This is a genomic window from Pseudomonas sp. G5001, assembly GCF_013385475.1.
Lineage (GTDB): Bacteria > Pseudomonadota > Gammaproteobacteria > Pseudomonadales > Pseudomonadaceae > Aquipseudomonas.
Genome location: NZ_JACAPZ010000049.1, coordinates 157,974 through 174,155 on the forward strand (window position 1 = coordinate 157,974; position 16,182 = coordinate 174,155).

Consider the following 16,182-nt stretch of genomic DNA (forward strand, 5'->3'; position numbering starts at 1 on the left):
CCCAAGAGCCACAAAGAAGGTAGGACACCGTGAACCCGGTTATCAAAAAATTCCAGTTCGGTCAGTCGACCGTTACCCTCGAGACAGGCCGTATCGCCCGTCAAGCCTCCGGTGCAGTGCTGGTTACCGTTGACGACGACGTCACCGTATTGGTGACCGTTGTAGGCGCCAAGACCGCTGACCCAAGCAAAGGCTTCTTCCCTCTTTCCGTTCACTACCAGGAAAAGACTTACGCTGCCGGTAAGATCCCTGGTGGTTTCTTCAAGCGTGAAGGCCGTCCTTCCGAGAAAGAAACCCTGACTTCCCGACTGATCGACCGTCCGATCCGTCCGCTGTTCCCAGAAGGCTTCATGAACGAAGTGCAGGTTGTCTGCACCGTCGTTTCCACCAGCAAGAAGACCGATCCGGACATCGCTGCGATGATCGGTACCTCGGCGGCCCTGGCCATCTCCGGTATTCCTTTCGATGGCCCGATCGGCGCTGCCCGTGTTGCATTCCACGAAAGCACCGGCTACCTGCTGAACCCGACTTACGAACAACAGAAAGCTTCGAGCCTGGACATGGTCGTTGCCGGTACTTCGGAAGCCGTGTTGATGGTTGAATCGGAAGCCAAAGAGCTGACCGAAGACCAGATGCTGGGCGCTGTACTGTTTGCTCACGACGAGTTCCAGGTTGTGATCAACGCTGTCAAGGAGCTGGCCGCTGAAGCTGCCAAGCCAACCTGGACCTGGGCTCCTCAGCCAGAAGCTACCGCACTGCTGGGCGCTATCCGCTCCGAGTTCGGCACCGCTATCTCCGACGCCTACACCATCACCATCAAGGCCGACCGTTACGCTCGCCTGGGTGAACTGAAGGACCAGGTTGTTGCCAAGCTTTCCGGTGAAGAAGGCCAGCCTTCTTCCAGCGAAGTCAAAGCAGCCTTCGGCGAAATCGAATACCGCACCGTTCGCGAAAACATCGTTAACGGCAAGCCACGTATCGACGGCCGCGACACCCGCACCGTACGTCCGCTGAACATCGAAGTCGGCGTTCTGCCAAAAACCCACGGTTCGGCCCTGTTCACCCGCGGTGAAACCCAGGCCCTGGTTGTTGCAACACTGGGTACTGCCCGTGACGCACAGCTGCTGGACACCCTGGAAGGCGAGAAAAAAGACCCGTTCATGCTGCACTACAACTTCCCTCCGTTCTCGGTAGGTGAGTGTGGTCGCATGGGTGGCGCTGGCCGCCGCGAAATCGGTCACGGCCGTCTGGCCCGTCGTTCGATTGCAGCCATGCTGCCTGCCGCCGACGTGTTCCCGTACACCATTCGTGTTGTGTCGGAAATCACCGAGTCCAACGGTTCCAGCTCCATGGCTTCGGTCTGCGGTGCTTCCCTGGCTCTGATGGATGCCGGTGTACCGATGAAGGCACCGGTTGCCGGTATCGCCATGGGTCTGGTTAAAGAAGGCGAGAAGTTCGCCATCCTGACCGACATCCTGGGTGACGAAGACCACCTGGGCGACATGGACTTCAAAGTAGCCGGTACCGCCAAAGGTGTTACCGCGCTGCAGATGGACATCAAGATCAAGGGCATCACCGAAGAAATCATGGAAATCGCTCTGGGCCAAGCCCTGGAAGCGCGCCTGAACATCCTCGGTCAGATGAACCAGATCATTGGCCAGTCCCGTACCGAACTGTCGGAAAATGCTCCGACCATGATCGCGATGAAAATCGACACCGACAAAATCCGTGATGTTATCGGTAAAGGCGGCGCGACCATTCGTGCGATCTGTGAAGAGACCAAGGCTTCGATCGACATCGAAGACGACGGCTCGATCAAGATCTTCGGCGAAACCAAGGAAGCGGCTGAAGCGGCACGTCAGCGCGTCCTGGGTATCACTGCTGAAGCCGAGATCGGCAAGATCTACGTCGGTAAGGTTGAGCGCATCGTCGACTTCGGCGCATTCGTCAACATCCTGCCGGGCAAGGACGGTCTGGTTCACATCTCCATGCTGAGCGATGCTCGCGTTGAGAAAGTGACCGACATCCTGAAAGAAGGCCAGGAAGTGGAAGTGCTGGTACTGGACGTGGACAACCGCGGCCGTATCAAGCTGTCCATCAAGGACGTAGCAGCAGCCAAGGCTTCGGGCGTTTAATCACCCCGTCGCTGCAAGCTGAAAAAGGACTCTTCGGAGTCCTTTTTTTATGCCTGCGGGAAACTGTCGCGAAATCAGGCGTTTAGCCATACCCCAAAAGCCGCAACTTGCATGCAGGCACGTTCGTCTTCATGCAAGTTGCACGATTCCGAAAATCACCTGTTTTCATAACGTATTGTTTTATAAGGATTTAATTGTTCGCATCGAGTTGGCACACTGTCTGCAATATCCCTGTTAACGCTGCAGCATCAAGGTTTACGTACTGCAGACTTTTAATAAAACAGGAGTTACTCGTATGAAGAAGTTCGCTCTCGCTACTGCTACCGCTCTGACCCTGGCCATGGGTGCTAACGTAGCCTTTGCTCAGACTTCCCAAGCCCCTATGACGCTGGCGGCCGGTGAAGTCACCAAGGCTAAAGAGTCCACTTCGGATACCTGGATCACCACCAAAGTCAAAGCTGACCTGCTGACCGAGAAAGGTATTCCTGGTTCGGACATTAAGGTTGAGACCAACAAAGGTGTGGTTTCCCTGTCCTCGACAGTTGCTATCTCTGACGCTCAGAAAGCTACTGCTGTAGCGATCACCAAGAAAATCAAAGGCGTAACCGCAGTTTCGGCTGACGGCCTGATGGCTGGCGGCGCTACCAAGGCTGATAACGTCGACAAAACCAAAAGCGCAGCTGCTGGTGCCAAAGAGTCCACCTCGGACACTTGGATCACCACCAAAGTGAAAGCTGACCTGGTAACCGAGAAAGGTATTCCTGGCACCGACATCAAAGTCGAAACCAACAAAGGTGTAGTTTCCCTGTCGTCGACCGTCGCAGTGACTGAAGCGCAGAAAACCACCGCGGTGAACATCACCAAGAAAATCAAAGGCGTTAAAGCTGTATCGGCCGACGGCCTGAAAGCAGAGTAACGCTTAACGAATCGCCTGAGCTAGGCGGAGGCGGCCACGAGCGAGTTAGATATCCGCTCAATGCACCTCACAGGTTCATGCGACCGACCACACGGATGTGGTCATTACAGGCCCCGGCAATTGTGTCGGGGCCTGTTCTATTGTGGGTAGAAAAGTGGGGAGGTCAGCGAGGCTCTTGTGGCGAGGGGGCAAGCCCCCTCGCCACAGGTACTCAGCGGGTGCCGGTTTATTCGGCATCCAGATGCATCGGTGTTACCACCCGACCATCTTTCTCCGCTTCCCCAAGGTTTGCATCGATAAAGTAAACCCGCTCATCTTCCAGCTGCGCCTTGTCTACCAGGTAGTCCTTGATCGCGCTGGCGCGGTCCTGGCCCAGTTGGCGCAGCAACACGTCACTGCCACTCCAGAACTTGATCACACCGTCCCGCAGCTTGGCGGTGCGCTCGTCATTGCTCAGGTCTTTCCATTCGGCCGGAGGCTGTTGTTTCAGGCGGGTGCGGTAGATGCCTTCCAGCAGCGGCGCCTTTTCCTTTTCCGGTACTTCGAGCAGCGACGCCTGGGCCGGCACCTTGTCGCCACGGCGCTGGAGGATCTTGTAGTAGTTGTACTGGTATTCGCGTTCCAGCCGTTGTGCGGCCAAAAGCGGGCCGTCACTGCTGGCAGCGGCGGTGCCTTCGATCTCCAGGCGCAGCGCAGGGCGCTCCTTGAGGGCTTTGGCCAGGCTGTCGAGGGCCGACTGGGAATCCTTGCTCAGCTCGCTCGAGCCTGCGGCAAACGACACGTTGCCAAGGTCTTGGGCACCACCACCGCTGATCAGGCCGCCAATGAACTTGAATGGCGCCGTGGCCGCACGCACTACCAGGTTGCGCAGGGTCTGCCAGACAATCGGCATGACGCTGAACTGCGGGTTGTTCAAGTCGCCGGTCACCGGCAGTTCGATCGAGATCTTGCCGTCGGAGTCCTTGAGCAGGGCTATCGCCAGGCGAATCGGCAGGTCCACGGCGTCGGCGCTGTCGACCTTCTCACCCAGTTGCAGTTGCTCGACCACCACCTTGTTTTCGGCCTTCAACTGGCCCTTGGTGATGACGTAATGCAGGTCAAGGTTGAGCCGACCCTTGCGGATGCGGAACCCGGCAAACTTGCCCGAGTATGGCGTCAGGGTGGTCAGTTCGACGCGTTTGAAGCTGGTGGCGATATCCAGTGCGGCCATCGGGTCAAACGGATTCACGCTGCCCTTGATGGTGACCGGTGCATAACGGTCAACCTTGCCCTTGACGTCGACGCTCGCCGGTTTGGCCTGGCGACTGTCAATGGTGCCGATCTGGCCGTTGAGCTGCTGGATGGCCGTGGCGAAGTTCGGGGTCAGGCTGAAGTCGGCGAAGTTGGCCGAGCCGTCGTTGATCGCAATTTGACCAATATGAATGCCCAGGGGCTTCTCTTTGCTGGCCGCAGGTTTCGCCGCAGACTTGCCGGGGCTGTTGGCCGGCTGCGGGATCAGCAGGTCATCGATATTGGTGGTGCGGTCATCGTTGATCATGAAGCGCGCATAGGGCTGCAACAGGTTGACCTTGTCGATCGACAGGCTGTCGCCATGTTGATAATTCACGCCTTCCAGCACCAGGCGCTGCCACTTGAGGAAGTCGCGGGTCTTCATGGTGTCCAGGGTGTGCAACTGGTCGACCTGGGCCCGGCCGGTCACCTGGAATGCCAGGGGGGCGGTGCTTTTCAGGTTCACGTCGAGGTTGCTGCCGAGCATGCCGCTACGCAGTTCCAGGCGGATAAATGGGCTGATATAGGACTGGGCGACGCGCAGGTCGATGTCTTTGGTGTCCACTTTCAGCTTGGCGCTGACCGGGCTCAGGTTGACCTGGCCGGTCGCCTCGAGCTTGCCTTGTTTGCCTACGCCGGTATCGAGCTTGAGGGTAAAAGGGCTCTGGTTAAGGCTGTCGAAACCCTGCAGGTCAAGGTTCAGCGGCCCGACTTCCAGGGCGACTGCCGGTTTGGCCGAGCGGTCAGCCAGATGCACTTGATAGTCGCGCAGTTGCACGTCCTTGAGCAGCACTTGCCAAGGCTTGCTCGGCGCTGCCGGTGCAGGTTTTGGCGAGTCGGCGGTAGCGGGTGCGGTGGCTGGCTCGGCTGCGGGTGCAGTTGCAGGTTTGCTCGGTTGGCTGGCAAACAGCTTCTGCCAGTCCAACTGGCCGTCGGCTTCAAGGGCGGCCCAGGTTTCGAGTTTATTACTGCGGATCTTGCCGACGATCACTTGCTGTTTGGCCAGGTCCACGGTGGTTTCGCTGACGTCCAGCTTCTGCAGGCGCGCGAGCGGCCGGCCATCCGGTGCCTTGATCGCAAACGGCGCGACACTCAGGGCGACGTTGGTCAGGTTCAGCTCGGTTTCCTTGGCCAGGCTCAGCTTGTAGTCGGTGCTGAAGTTGAGGATGCCGTCTTCCAGAACCAGCGGCACCGCGTCACGCACATACGGCCACCAGACTTTCATCTTGCCGTCGGTAACCTTGAGTTTGCCCTCGGAGGCGATCGGGATCAGGCTGAAGTTACCGGTCCAGTCGATCTGGCCGCCTTCAGGGCCGGCTGCTACCAGGGTCATGTCGGCGTTGTCATCGGGCAGCGTGCTGAGGTTTTTCAGCTCGAAATCGAGTTTGTCGTAGAGAAACTCGATCGGCTCGCTCGGGCGCAAATCCTGGAAGTGCACATAGCCGCCTGCCAGCTTGATGTTATCGATGCGCAGCGGGAATGGCTTGGCGTTCGGATCGGTTGGTGTCGGTTCGCTGGCCGGGAGTTTGAACAGCTGCGCCAGGTTGAGCTGGCCGGATTTGTCGAACAGCAGCTCGGTCTTGGGCTTGTCGAGTTGTACGTCGGCCAGGTGCAGGGCGCGGGTCCACAGGCTGTCGATCTGCAGGTTGGCATAGAGGCGTTCAAAGGCCACTTGCTCCTTGCCCGGCTCACCGATATTCAGGCCCCACACGGTCAGTTCGAGGCTGAACGGGTTGAGCTCGATACGCTCGACACGCGCCGGCACCGTGGCGTAGTTGGCCAACTGTTGGTTGGCCACGCGAAGGGCAATACCGGGGAGAATCAGGAAGCCCAGCAAACTGTACAGGGCAAGGGCGGTCAGCAAGGCGCCAGCGGCGCGAATCAATCCTTTGGGCATATGTGACGCCATCTATGTCAATCAAGAGTGCCTTGGAGTATGGCACGGGTTTACGGTTCCGAAGAGCCGGGCCTTTATTACTGCGCCCTGACCCTTTTGGGACAAGTCCTACAGTTGCAGGATCAGGGTCTTCAGCGGTGGTTGCTGGTCGTGGGACGGGAAGTCTGCGCCGGGTGTCATGACCTGCCAGTCGCGCACCGGGCGCCCGGCCTTTTCCGCGCAGCGCAGGACCTGGTCACGCCAGTCGTCCATGCCGACTTTCGCCAGGTTGTTGCAGCAGATCAGCACGCCGTTGTCGGCCGTGGCCAGCAGCGCCGGCTTGAGCAGGCTCTGGTAGTCGCGCAGCAGGTCGACGGTGCCGAAGGCGCTCTTGGCCCAGGCGGGTGGGTCGAGCAGTACCAGATCGTATTGACGCTGCTCCAGGCGCGGGTAACTCGGCAGCTTCTGCCCCCGACGCTGGCTGATGGGCAGGCCGGCCAGCTGGCGGATTGCCGGGAAGTAGTCGGACTGGATGAATTCCATCGTCGGCAATTGCGGGTTGAGTTGACCGTTTTCGCGACCGACCGCCAGGTTGCCCTCGGCAAAGTCCAGGTTGCACACCTCACGAGCGCCACCGGCAGCAGCACTCAGGCCTACGCCGCAGGTGTAGGCAAACAGGTTCAGCACGCTTTTGCCGGCGCTGTTTGCCTTGACCCAGCCGCGGGTGTTGCGCAGGTCCAGGAACAACAGCGGGTCTTGCCCGGCATGGCGGCCGCGCACGCGGTAATTGAGGCCCCATTCGTGGCCGACCAGGTCTTCCAGGGCTGCGGGCTCGGCACGGTAAACCGTGTCTTCACGGTCGATGCGCGAGTTGCCCCGGGAGCGGTCGTTGTAGACCAGCAGCAGTTCAAGCCCCAGGTGCTGGTTGATTGCTTGATGCAGGTGCAACAGGTCGTCGCTTTCCAGCGACTGGTGAAAACTCTGCACCAGCAGTTGTGGGCCGTAGCGGTCGATCGTCAGGCCGCCGGCGCCTTCCTGGCTGCCGTGGAACAGGCGATAGCAATCGGTACCTTGTGCATGCAGCTCGGCGAGCAGGTCCTGGCGATGATCGAGGGCGGCGCGCAGCGCCTGATTCAAGGAAGACATAGTGCGCGCCTTGCAGAGTAATTGGGGCGCGGGAGTTTAACAGTTATGGCTCCAGCAGGCCCATTCGCCTGTGGGCCCGCTGCACCGAACCATTGCGCATGGCCCAGCGCAACAACGGCGCGCTGCGCCTGACCCCGGCACGAATCATCTGGCGCTGGATCGGGCTTTGCTTCTGCCCGAGCATGTCGCTGGCCCAGTCCGGCAGCAGGTCGATACCGGCCTGCATCATCAGCGAGCCAAACGGCTTGGCCAGGGTGCTGGGAGACGGCGCATTGAGCAGCAGGCGCAGGACTTCGTGGCTGCGCTGGTCACACAGCAGTTGCGGACGGATACGCTCAAGGTAATCGGAAATTTCCTGGCGCGAACGCGGCACATGGCGCGCGCCCAATTGCTCGGCCACCAGGGCGATTTCGCTGTAGTACCGGTCTTGATCCCTCGCAGATAAATCCGGGTTGCGATAACGCAGGTGGGCCGCGAGAAAGTTGCTGACCTCCGCCACATGCACCCAGGTCAGCAACTCGGGATCACTGGCGGCATACGGTCGGCCGTCCGGTGCATGGCCGACCACTTGCAGGTGAATGGTGCGCACTTTCTCGATCAGCCATTCGGCGTCACGCCGCGAACCAAACGTGGTGCCGGAAATGAACTGCGAGGTGCGTCGTAACCGCCCCAGCATGTCCTGCCGAAAGTTCGAGTGGTCCCACACGCCGGCCAACGCCAGCGGGTGCAATGCCTGCAACATCAACGCGCTGATGCCGCCGATCAACATGCTGCTGAAGTCGCCATGGACCTTCCAGCTCACCGAGTTCGGCCCAAAGAGACCCGGATCGCCCTTGGGGTTCTCCAGGTCGAGTTGGCCCAGCGACAAGCCGGTCAGGCTCATCAGCTGGTTTTCGATGCGGCTGCGAATGAATTCCATGGGTTCCTAGCGGTTGAGGCGCTTGTCGATCAGGCCGTCCACCACGCTCGGGTCGGCCAGTGTGGATGTATCTCCCAGGCTGTCCAGCTCGTTGCAGGCAATCTTGCGCAGGATCCGCCGCATGATCTTGCCTGAGCGGGTTTTCGGCAAGGCCGGCGCCCATTGAATCAGCTCGGGCTTGGCGAAGCTGCCGATTTCCTTGCTGACCAGGTCCAGCAGGTGCTTTTTCAGCGCGTCGTCGGGCTCGACGCCATTCATGGGCGTGACGAAGGCATAGATGCCCTGGCCTTTCACGTCGTGTGGATAACCGACCACCGCGGCTTCTGCGACCTGATCATGCAGCACCAGGGCGCTTTCGACTTCGGCGGTGCCGATGCGGTGCCCGGAAACGTTGATCACGTCGTCGATGCGGCCGGTGATCCAGTAGTCACCGTCCTCGTCGCGCCGCGCGCCGTCGCCGGTAAAGTAGTAGCCGGGGTAGGGTTTGAAATAGGTGTCGATCATCCGCTGCGGGTCGCCGTACACGCTGCGGATCTGCCCTGGCCAGCTGGATTTGATCGCCAGCACGCCGCTGCCGGCGCCACTGATTTCCTTGCCTTGCTCGTCGAGCAGCACCGGCACCACGCCAAACATCGGCTGGGTGGCGCAGCCGGGCTTGATGCGCTGGGCGCTGACCAGCGGGCTGAGCATGATGCCGCCGGTTTCGGTCTGCCACCAGGTGTCGACAATCGGGCAGCGTTGTTCGCCCACGGCATTGAAGTACCAGTCCCACGCTTCCGGGTTGATTGGCTCGCCGACACTGCCCAGCAGGCGCAGGCTGGCGCGGGAAGTGTTTTCCAGTGGGCCGTGGCCTTCCCGCATCAGCGCGCGTAACGCGGTCGGCGCGGTGTAGAAGATGTTGACCTTGTGTTTGTCGATCACCTGCCAGAACCGCGAGCTGTCCGGGTAGCTCGGCACGCCTTCGAACATCAGCGAGGTCGCACCATTGGCCAGTGGCCCGTACACGATATAGCTGTGGCCGGTGACCCAGCCGACATCGGCGGTGCACCAGAACACTTCGCCTTCGCGGTAATCGAGCACGTACTTGAAGGTCATCGCAGCCTGCAGCAGGTAACCGCCGGTGGTGTGCAACACACCTTTGGGTTTGCCGGTGCTGCCGGAGGTGTAGAGGATAAACAGCGGGTCTTCCGCATCCATCGGCTCGGGCGGGCAGTCGTCGCTGGCTGCATCCAGGGCCTGTTGATACTTGAGGTCGCGCCCTTCAGTCCAATTGACTGCCGCGCCAGTGCGCTGCACCACCAGTACCGTGCTGACACCCGGGCAACTGGCCAGAGCCTTGTCGACATTCTGTTTCAGCGCCACCGGCTTGCCGCCGCGCACGCCTTCATCGGCGGTGATCACCGTGTGGCAATCGGCGTCGAGAATGCGGTCGCGCAGGGCGTCCGGCGAGAATCCGCCAAACACCACCGAATGCACCGCACCAATCCGCGTACAGGCCAGCATCGCGTAGGCCGCCTCGGGAATCATCGGCATGTAGATGCACACCCTGTCGCCTTTCTTCACGCCACGGCTTTTCAGCACGTTGGCCAGGCGGCTGACGTTTTGGTGGAGCTGGCGGTAGGTAATTTTGGAAGACGTCGCAGGATCATCGCCCTCCCAGATGAAGGCCGGCTGATCAGCGCGTCGCGCGAGGTGACGGTCGATGCAGTTGTAACTGACGTTCAGTTGGCCTCCGGCAAACCATTGGGCGGCGCCGGTCTTGATGTCGGATTTCTGGACGGTCTGCCAGGGCGTGGTCCAGTCGAGAAAACGCTTGGCCTGTTCGGCCCAGAACGTATCGGGTTGCTCGAAGGATTGGCGGTAGAGGCGCTGGTAGTCCTCTTGACTGAGTTGCGCAGCCCGGCGGACGGCATCGGCGGTGGGGAACGTGCTGATATCGAACATGAGGGATCCTTATTCTTGTTTTTTGCGACAAGAGGGGAGCTTTGCGACCCTCGTAGGAGCTGGCAAGCCAGCTCCTACGAGGGTCCGCTCCCGCAGGTTCAGACCCTCATTGTAGTGCTGATACCATCAACCGCGGTGACGGCCGCGGAAGTAGTTGATCAACCCCTGGGTGGACGCATCGTCCGCAGGCTGTTCTTCGGTGCCGGTCAGGCGGTTGTAGACGCCTTTGCCCAGCTCCTTGCCCAGCTCCACGCCCCACTGGTCGAACGCGTTGATGCCCCAGATGACGCTTTGCACGAACACTTTGTGTTCATACATCGCCACCAGTGCGCCAAGACGGCGAGGGCTGATGCGTTCAACCACAATGGTGTTGCTCGGACGGTTGCCCGGGATCACCTTGTGCGGTGCCAGCTTCTGCACTTCGGCTTCGTCCATGCCCTTGTCGCGCAGCTCGGCTTCAGCCTCGGCGCGGGTCTTGCCGAGCATCAGGGCCTGGCTCTGGGACAGGCAGTTGGCGTACAGCCACTGATGGTGGTCGGAAACCGGGTTGAAGCTGACGATCGGCACGATGAAGTCGGCCGGGATCAGTTGGGTGCCCTGGTGCAGCAGTTGGTGGTAAGCATGCTGGCCGTTGCAGCCTACGCCGCCCCAGATAACCGGGCCGGTGTCGGTGGAAACCGGCGTACCGTCCTGGCGCACGCTCTTGCCGTTGGATTCCATGTCCAGCTGTTGCAGGTGCTTGGTGATGTTACGCAGGTAGTGATCGTACGGCAGGATTGCGTGGCTCTGCGCGCCCCAGAAGTTGCCGTACCACACGCCCAGCAGGCCGAGCAGCACCGGCATGTTCGCCTCGAATGGAGCGGTCTGGAAATGCTGGTCCATGGTGTAGGCGCCGGACAGCAGTTCCTTGAAGTTGGACATGCCGATGGCCAGCGCGATGGGCAGGCCGATGGCCGACCACAGCGAGTAACGACCGCCCACCCAGTCCCACATCGGGAAAATGTTCTCTTCGCGGATACCGAAGGCCACGGCCGCCGCGTTGTTGCTCGATACGGCGATGAAGTGGCGATACAGCTCGGCTTCCGAGCCACCCTGGGCCAGGTACCAGGCGCGGGCGGCCTGGGCGTTTTTCAGGGTTTCGAGGGTGTTGAAGGATTTTGACGAGACGATGAACAGCGTGGTCTCGGCGCGCAGCTTCATGGTCAGCTCGTGGAACTCGCTGCCGTCGATGTTCGCCAGGTAATGGCAGCGCACGCCTTTGTGGGCGTAGGACAACAGCGCTTCAGACACCAGCTCCGGGCCGAGGAACGAGCCACCGATACCGATGTTCACCACGTCGGTGATCGGCTTCTCAGTGTAGCCACGCCACAGGCCGTCGTGGATGCGGCCGACCAGGTCAGTGATCTGGTTCAGCACCTTGTGCACGTCCGGCATGATGTTCACGCCGTTGACCGACAGCTTGTCACCCACCGGGCGACGCAGTGCGGTGTGCAGCGCCGGGCGGCCTTCGGAAGAGTTGACCGGCTCGCCGTTGAACAGCGACTTGATCGCGCCCTGAAGGTCGACTTCCTTGGCCAGGCCTACCAGCAGGTCGCGGGTTTCGCTGGTGATCAGGTTTTTCGAGTAATCGAGGAAAAGTCCGCAGCTGCTCAAGGTGAACTGGGTAAAGCGCTGGGGATCGGCATTAAAGGCTTCGCGCATGCTGAAATCCTGCATGGCTTGGCGATGTTGATTGAGCGCTTGCCAGGCGGGCAGAGCGGTAACGTCATGAGGAGTGCGGTAGTACGCCATCGCTGCGGGTTTCCTTTTTATTGCTGGGACTGCTTTTAGGACACTTGAAAGCCGGGAATGTCCTGTCTTTGTGAAGATGACAGGCTCCGGTCAACGCCAACGAAGAGCGTAGGGCGAATACATTAAACCTAGCGTGTCGATCTGTCTTGGCTTTGTCTGCGCTGTGGCCGGTACTTTTTTATACCGGCCGATCAGGCAGTGCAACAGGCGGGGTGTGCGGCGGGGTCAGTTCAGGTGCAGATGCAGGTTGTCGATCAGCCGGGTGGCGCCCAGGTAGGCGGCGACCAGGATCACCAGGTCCTTGTCTTCGGCGGTGGCCGGACGCAGGTGCAGGCCCTGGCGAACCTCCAGGTAGTCCATGCGAAAACCTGCCGCTTCGATCTGCTGGACCTGTGCGGCGCGCAGTTTGGCGAAGTCGCGGTCGCCCGCTTCAATGGCGGCGGCGATCTGGCTGAGGCTGCGGTACAGCACCGGTGCGATCGCGCGCTGCTCGTCGGTGAGGTAACCATTGCGCGACGACAGCGCGAGGCCGTCGTCGGCGCGCACGGTCGGCTCGCCGATAATCTGGATCGGCATGTTCAGGTCATGGACCATGGCGCGAATCACCGCCAGTTGCTGGTAGTCCTTCTGGCCAAAGATCGCCAGGTCCGGCTGGACCATGTTGAACAGCTTGCTGACCACCGTGGCCACGCCTTCAAAATGCCCGGGCCGGCTGGCGCCGCATAGGCCTTCGGACAGTTGCGGCACGCTGACGCGAGTCTGGCCGGCCATGCCGTCGGGGTACATCTCCTCGACGGTCGGGGCGAACAGCAGGTTGCAACCGGCTTGCAAGAGCTTCTCCTGGTCGGCCGCCAGGGTGCGCGGGTATTTGTCCAGGTCTTCGCCGGCGCCAAATTGCAGCGGGTTGACGAAAATGCTCGCCACCACGAAGTCGGCTTGTTGCGCAGCCTTGGTGACCAGCGTGGCATGGCCGCTGTGCAGGTTGCCCATGGTGGGCACGAAGCCGATGCGTTTGCCCGCGCTGCGGGCATGGGTGACGGCGGCGCGCAGTTCGCGCACGGTCTTGACGGTGTTCATGCGGAGAATCCGTGTTCGGCGCCCGGGAAGGTGACGGCTTTGACTTCGCTGACGTAGGCGGCGAGGGCTGATTGGATACTGTCCTGGCCCGCCATGAAGTTCTTCACGAACTTGGGTACGCGGCCGGTAAGGGACAGGCCCAGCATGTCATGCAGTACCAATACCTGGCCGTCTGTGGCAGAACCGGCGCCGATACCGATCACCGGAACTTTAACGGCCTGGGTGATTTCCGCTGCCAACTCGCTTGGCACGCATTCGAGCAGAATCATGCACGCACCGGCCTGTTCAAGGGCGATGGCATCGGCCCGCATCTGGCGCGCCTGGGCTTCGCCGCGGCCTTGTACCTTGTAGCCGCCGAGGATATTCACCGACTGTGGCGTCAGGCCCATGTGCGCGCAAACCGGCACGCCGCGTTCAGCCAGCAAACGAATCGACTCGGCGAGCCAGGCGGCACCTTCAACCTTGATCATGTGTGCACCGGCACGCATCAGTTGAGCACTGTTGGTCAGGGTCTGTTCGATGGTGGCATCGGCCATGAAGGGCAGGTCGGCAATGATGAAGGCGCCTTCGTTGCCGCGCTTGACGCAGGCCGTGTGGTAAGCGATTTCATCATTGGTGACGGGCAGGGTGCTGTCATTCCCTTGTAGAACCATGCCCAGGGAGTCCCCCACCAGCAACACTTCAACTCCTGCCTGGCTGCTGGCCTGGGCAAAAGTGGCGTCGTAGCAGGTCAGCATGGTGATCTTTTCACCTTTGAGCTTGAGGCTCTGCAAGGTGCTCAGGGTAACGTTTGGCATGAAAAGGGTCCTCATTCAGGCGCTTGGAAACAGCGAGTAACGCGCGTGAGTCTTCGTTTATACAGGCGCACTTTCTTAAGGATCAGTGCTTATAAGGCCTGGATTGCGCCCTTTAGCGCCGGGTAGGCGGCAGCGGGACGCCTATAGTCGTGAGGAGGACTCTGGAAGTCAATTGGATGTGTTACCGCATTGTTACGGCGGTGGTGTTACCGCTGTTACTGATGCGATTCAGCAGTAAATGATGCGTAGTAAATGCAGGAGCGAGCTTGCTCGCGAAGGTCGTCAATGATGACGCGGGAAGCCTGGCGTCCAGCGGTGTTCTCAGGTTTTTCGCGAGCAAGCTCGCTCCTACAGGTTTGAAGGCAGGCGTTCCAGGCCGACAAACGGGCAGGCATCCAGCAGGTCGCCGAGCAGGCGGCCATCGGCCAGTTGCAGGCTGGCCGGGGCCAGTTCTGCCAGCGGGTAAAGCACGAACGCCCGCAGGTGCATTTGATAGTGCGGCACCTTCAGGCGCGGCTCGTCGATCAGCCGGTCGCCAAACACCAGGATATCCAGGTCCAGGGTGCGCGGGCCCCAACGCTCAAGACGCTCGCGGCCCTGGTCATTCTCGATGGCTTGCAGCGCATCGAGCAGTTCCAGTGGTGCCAGGGCGCTGTCCAGGGCCGCGACCGCATTGGTATAGCGCGGCTGGCCCGGGAGCAGGGAATCACTTTGATAGAAGGCGGAGACGCCCGCCAGAGTGGTGTCCGGCAATTGCGCGAGGGCCTCGATGGCGTCGCGCAATTGTTGTTCAGGGGCAGCCAGGTTGCTGCCCATGCCGACGTAGATACGTTCCACGTGCTTACTCGCCCGACGCGCTCGATGAATCGCCAGCGCTGCGTTTGCGCTTGCTGCCACTGCTGCGGCGACGTTTTTTCGGGCCATCGCCGGTGGTTTCGCCTTTGCTGCTGAGCTCTTTGATCATCTCGCGGCGCTGGCTGTCGTTGGCGTCCTGGTAGTCGGTCCACCATTCGCCCAGGCCGTCGGTCTGTTCGCCGGCGCTTTCGCGCAGCAGCAGGAAGTCATAGCCGGCACGGAAGCGCGGGTTGTCCAGCAGCAGATCGGCGCGTTTGCCGCTGCGGCGTGGCAGGCGCTCCTGCATGTCCCAGATCTCGCGGATCGGCATGGTGAAGCGTTTCGGGATAGCGATGCGCTGGCATTGCTCGGCGATCAGCTCGTGAGCGGCTTCCTGCATGGCCGGAATTGCCGGCATGCCACGGTCTTGCAAGCGCATGACGCGTTTTGGAAGCGCTGGCCACAACAGGGCGGCAAACAGGAACGCCGGGGTTACCGGTTTGTTCTGCTTGATGCGCAGGTCGGTGTTGATCAAGGCTTCGCTGATCAGCGTGTGGGTGTAGGTCGGGTTGTACTCCAGTGCTTCGGCGCTGGCCGGGAACAGTGGGTCGAACAACTGCAGGTCAACCAGCATTTCGAAGGTGTCGGCAGCATAGCCGGAGAGGAACAGCTTGAGCACCTCTTCGAACAGGCGTGCCGAGGGGATTTCCCGCAGCATCGGCGCCAGGTCGCGAATCGGCGCGGCCGTGTGCTTCTCGATGCCGAAGTTCAGCTTGGCGGCAAAACGCACGGCCCGCAGCATGCGCACCGGGTCTTCCTGGTAGCGTTGCGTCGGGTCGCCGATCAGGCGCAGCAAGTTGTTGCGGATGTCGTGTACGCCATTGGCGTAATCGAGGATGCGCTCGCTGACCGGGTCGTAATACAAGGCGTTGATGGTGAAGTCGCGGCGTTGCGCGTCTTCTTCCAGGGTGCCGTAGACGTTGTCCCGCAGGATGCGCCCGCTTTCGTTGCGGGAAGACTGGTTAGTGTCTTCTTCTTCATCGTTTTGCGGATGGTTGGCGCGGAAGGTCGCGACCTCGATGATCTCGCGACCAAAGTGGATGTGCACCAACTTGAAGCGCCGGCCGATGATCCGCGCATTGCGGAATTCGGCACGCACTTGTTCCGGCGTGGCGCTGGTGGCGACGTCGAAATCCTTGGGAGTGATATTGAGCAACATGTCGCGCACGCAACCGCCAACCAGGTAGGCCTGGTAGCCGGCGTTCTGCAAACGTTCGACGATGTTCACCGCATAACGGCTGAACTGGGCGCGTTGCAGCGAATGCTGGCTGCTATTGAGCACTTCAGGCGTGCTGCGTTTGTGTTGCGTACGACGCAAGGGAGAACGGAATGACTGGAACAACTTCTTCAGCATGGGATGCACTGTTTGAAGGAATGTTCGGCCATAACGAAGAATGACCGCATGATGGGCCGGGATT

Annotated in this window: 11 protein-coding genes; 2 read left to right on the plus strand and 9 right to left on the minus strand. The window is 60.6% G+C overall.

All coding sequences use genetic code 11. The annotated features are described in order from the left end of the window. Positions 1-29: 29 nt before the first annotated feature. Together pnp and HX805_RS30100 are read left to right on the plus strand one after the other, a co-directional pair. On the plus strand, positions 30-2,135 hold the full coding sequence (pnp, locus tag HX805_RS30095; RefSeq protein WP_003212180.1) for a polyribonucleotide nucleotidyltransferase: 2,106 nt from the start codon (positions 30-32) through the stop codon (positions 2,133-2,135). A gap of 295 nt (positions 2,136-2,430) precedes the next feature. Continuing rightward, positions 2,431-3,051, plus strand: a complete 621-nt coding sequence (locus HX805_RS30100) for a BON domain-containing protein (protein WP_003212178.1) — start codon at positions 2,431-2,433, stop codon at positions 3,049-3,051. A 226-nt stretch (positions 3,052-3,277) separates the two neighbouring features. On the opposite strand, the gene HX805_RS30105 is transcribed toward HX805_RS30100, so the two are convergent. The 9 genes from HX805_RS30105 to HX805_RS30145 all read right to left on the minus strand — a co-directional run bounded on the left by HX805_RS30105 (position 3,278) and on the right by HX805_RS30145 (position 16,118). Next, positions 3,278-6,217, minus strand: a complete 2,940-nt coding sequence (locus HX805_RS30105) for a DUF748 domain-containing protein (protein WP_003212176.1) — start codon at positions 6,215-6,217, stop codon at positions 3,278-3,280. 108 nt (positions 6,218-6,325) lie between these two features. Next, positions 6,326-7,342, minus strand: coding sequence for a class I SAM-dependent rRNA methyltransferase (locus HX805_RS30110; RefSeq protein ID WP_087693397.1), 1,017 nt, complete (start codon positions 7,340-7,342; stop codon positions 6,326-6,328). A gap of 43 nt (positions 7,343-7,385) precedes the next feature. Next, positions 7,386-8,261 (minus strand): oxygenase MpaB family protein, encoded by an 876-nt coding sequence (locus HX805_RS30115; protein WP_102604509.1) that lies wholly within the window; start codon positions 8,259-8,261, stop codon positions 7,386-7,388. 6 nt (positions 8,262-8,267) lie between these two features. Then, the gene (acs, locus tag HX805_RS30120; protein ID WP_177117576.1) at positions 8,268-10,205 is read right to left on the minus strand and encodes an acetate--CoA ligase; all 1,938 of its coding nucleotides are present in this window, start codon (positions 10,203-10,205) and stop codon (positions 8,268-8,270) included. A 126-nt stretch (positions 10,206-10,331) separates the two neighbouring features. After that, positions 10,332-11,996 (minus strand): glucose-6-phosphate isomerase, encoded by a 1,665-nt coding sequence (pgi, locus tag HX805_RS30125; RefSeq protein ID WP_003212168.1) that lies wholly within the window; start codon positions 11,994-11,996, stop codon positions 10,332-10,334. Between the two features lie 225 nt (positions 11,997-12,221). Beyond that, positions 12,222-13,073 (minus strand): pantoate--beta-alanine ligase, encoded by an 852-nt coding sequence (panC, locus tag HX805_RS30130; RefSeq protein ID WP_003212166.1) that lies wholly within the window; start codon positions 13,071-13,073, stop codon positions 12,222-12,224. Next, positions 13,070-13,870, minus strand: coding sequence for a 3-methyl-2-oxobutanoate hydroxymethyltransferase (gene panB, locus HX805_RS30135; RefSeq protein WP_008436874.1), 801 nt, complete (start codon positions 13,868-13,870; stop codon positions 13,070-13,072). Before panB ends, panC begins: the two co-directional genes overlap by 4 nt. Before the next feature lie 348 nt (positions 13,871-14,218). Next, positions 14,219-14,707, minus strand: coding sequence for a 2-amino-4-hydroxy-6-hydroxymethyldihydropteridine diphosphokinase (gene folK, locus HX805_RS30140; protein WP_003212163.1), 489 nt, complete (start codon positions 14,705-14,707; stop codon positions 14,219-14,221). A 4-nt stretch (positions 14,708-14,711) separates the two neighbouring features. Then, a complete protein-coding gene (locus HX805_RS30145; protein WP_177081384.1) occupies positions 14,712-16,118 on the minus strand; it encodes a polynucleotide adenylyltransferase PcnB in 1,407 nt (468 codons plus the stop codon). Positions 16,119-16,182 lie beyond the last annotated feature (64 nt).

Coding starts and splice junctions, on each gene's coding strand:
- HX805_RS30145 (WP_177081384.1), bottom strand. CDS start 16,118: ATGCTGAAGAAGTTGTTCCAGTCATTCCGTTCTCCCTTGCGTCGTACG.
- HX805_RS30115 (WP_102604509.1), bottom strand. CDS start 8,261: ATGGAATTCATTCGCAGCCGCATCGAAAACCAGCTGATGAGCCTGACC.
- panC (WP_003212166.1), bottom strand. CDS start 13,073: ATGAACACCGTCAAGACCGTGCGCGAACTGCGCGCCGCCGTCACCCAT.
- acs (WP_177117576.1), bottom strand. CDS start 10,205: ATGTTCGATATCAGCACGTTCCCCACCGCCGATGCCGTCCGCCGGGCT.
- HX805_RS30100 (WP_003212178.1), top strand. CDS start 2,431: ATGAAGAAGTTCGCTCTCGCTACTGCTACCGCTCTGACCCTGGCCATG.
- pgi (WP_003212168.1), bottom strand. CDS start 11,996: ATGGCGTACTACCGCACTCCTCATGACGTTACCGCTCTGCCCGCCTGG.
- HX805_RS30110 (WP_087693397.1), bottom strand. CDS start 7,342: ATGTCTTCCTTGAATCAGGCGCTGCGCGCCGCCCTCGATCATCGCCAG.
- HX805_RS30105 (WP_003212176.1), bottom strand. CDS start 6,217: ATGCCCAAAGGATTGATTCGCGCCGCTGGCGCCTTGCTGACCGCCCTT.
- panB (WP_008436874.1), bottom strand. CDS start 13,870: ATGCCAAACGTTACCCTGAGCACCTTGCAGAGCCTCAAGCTCAAAGGT.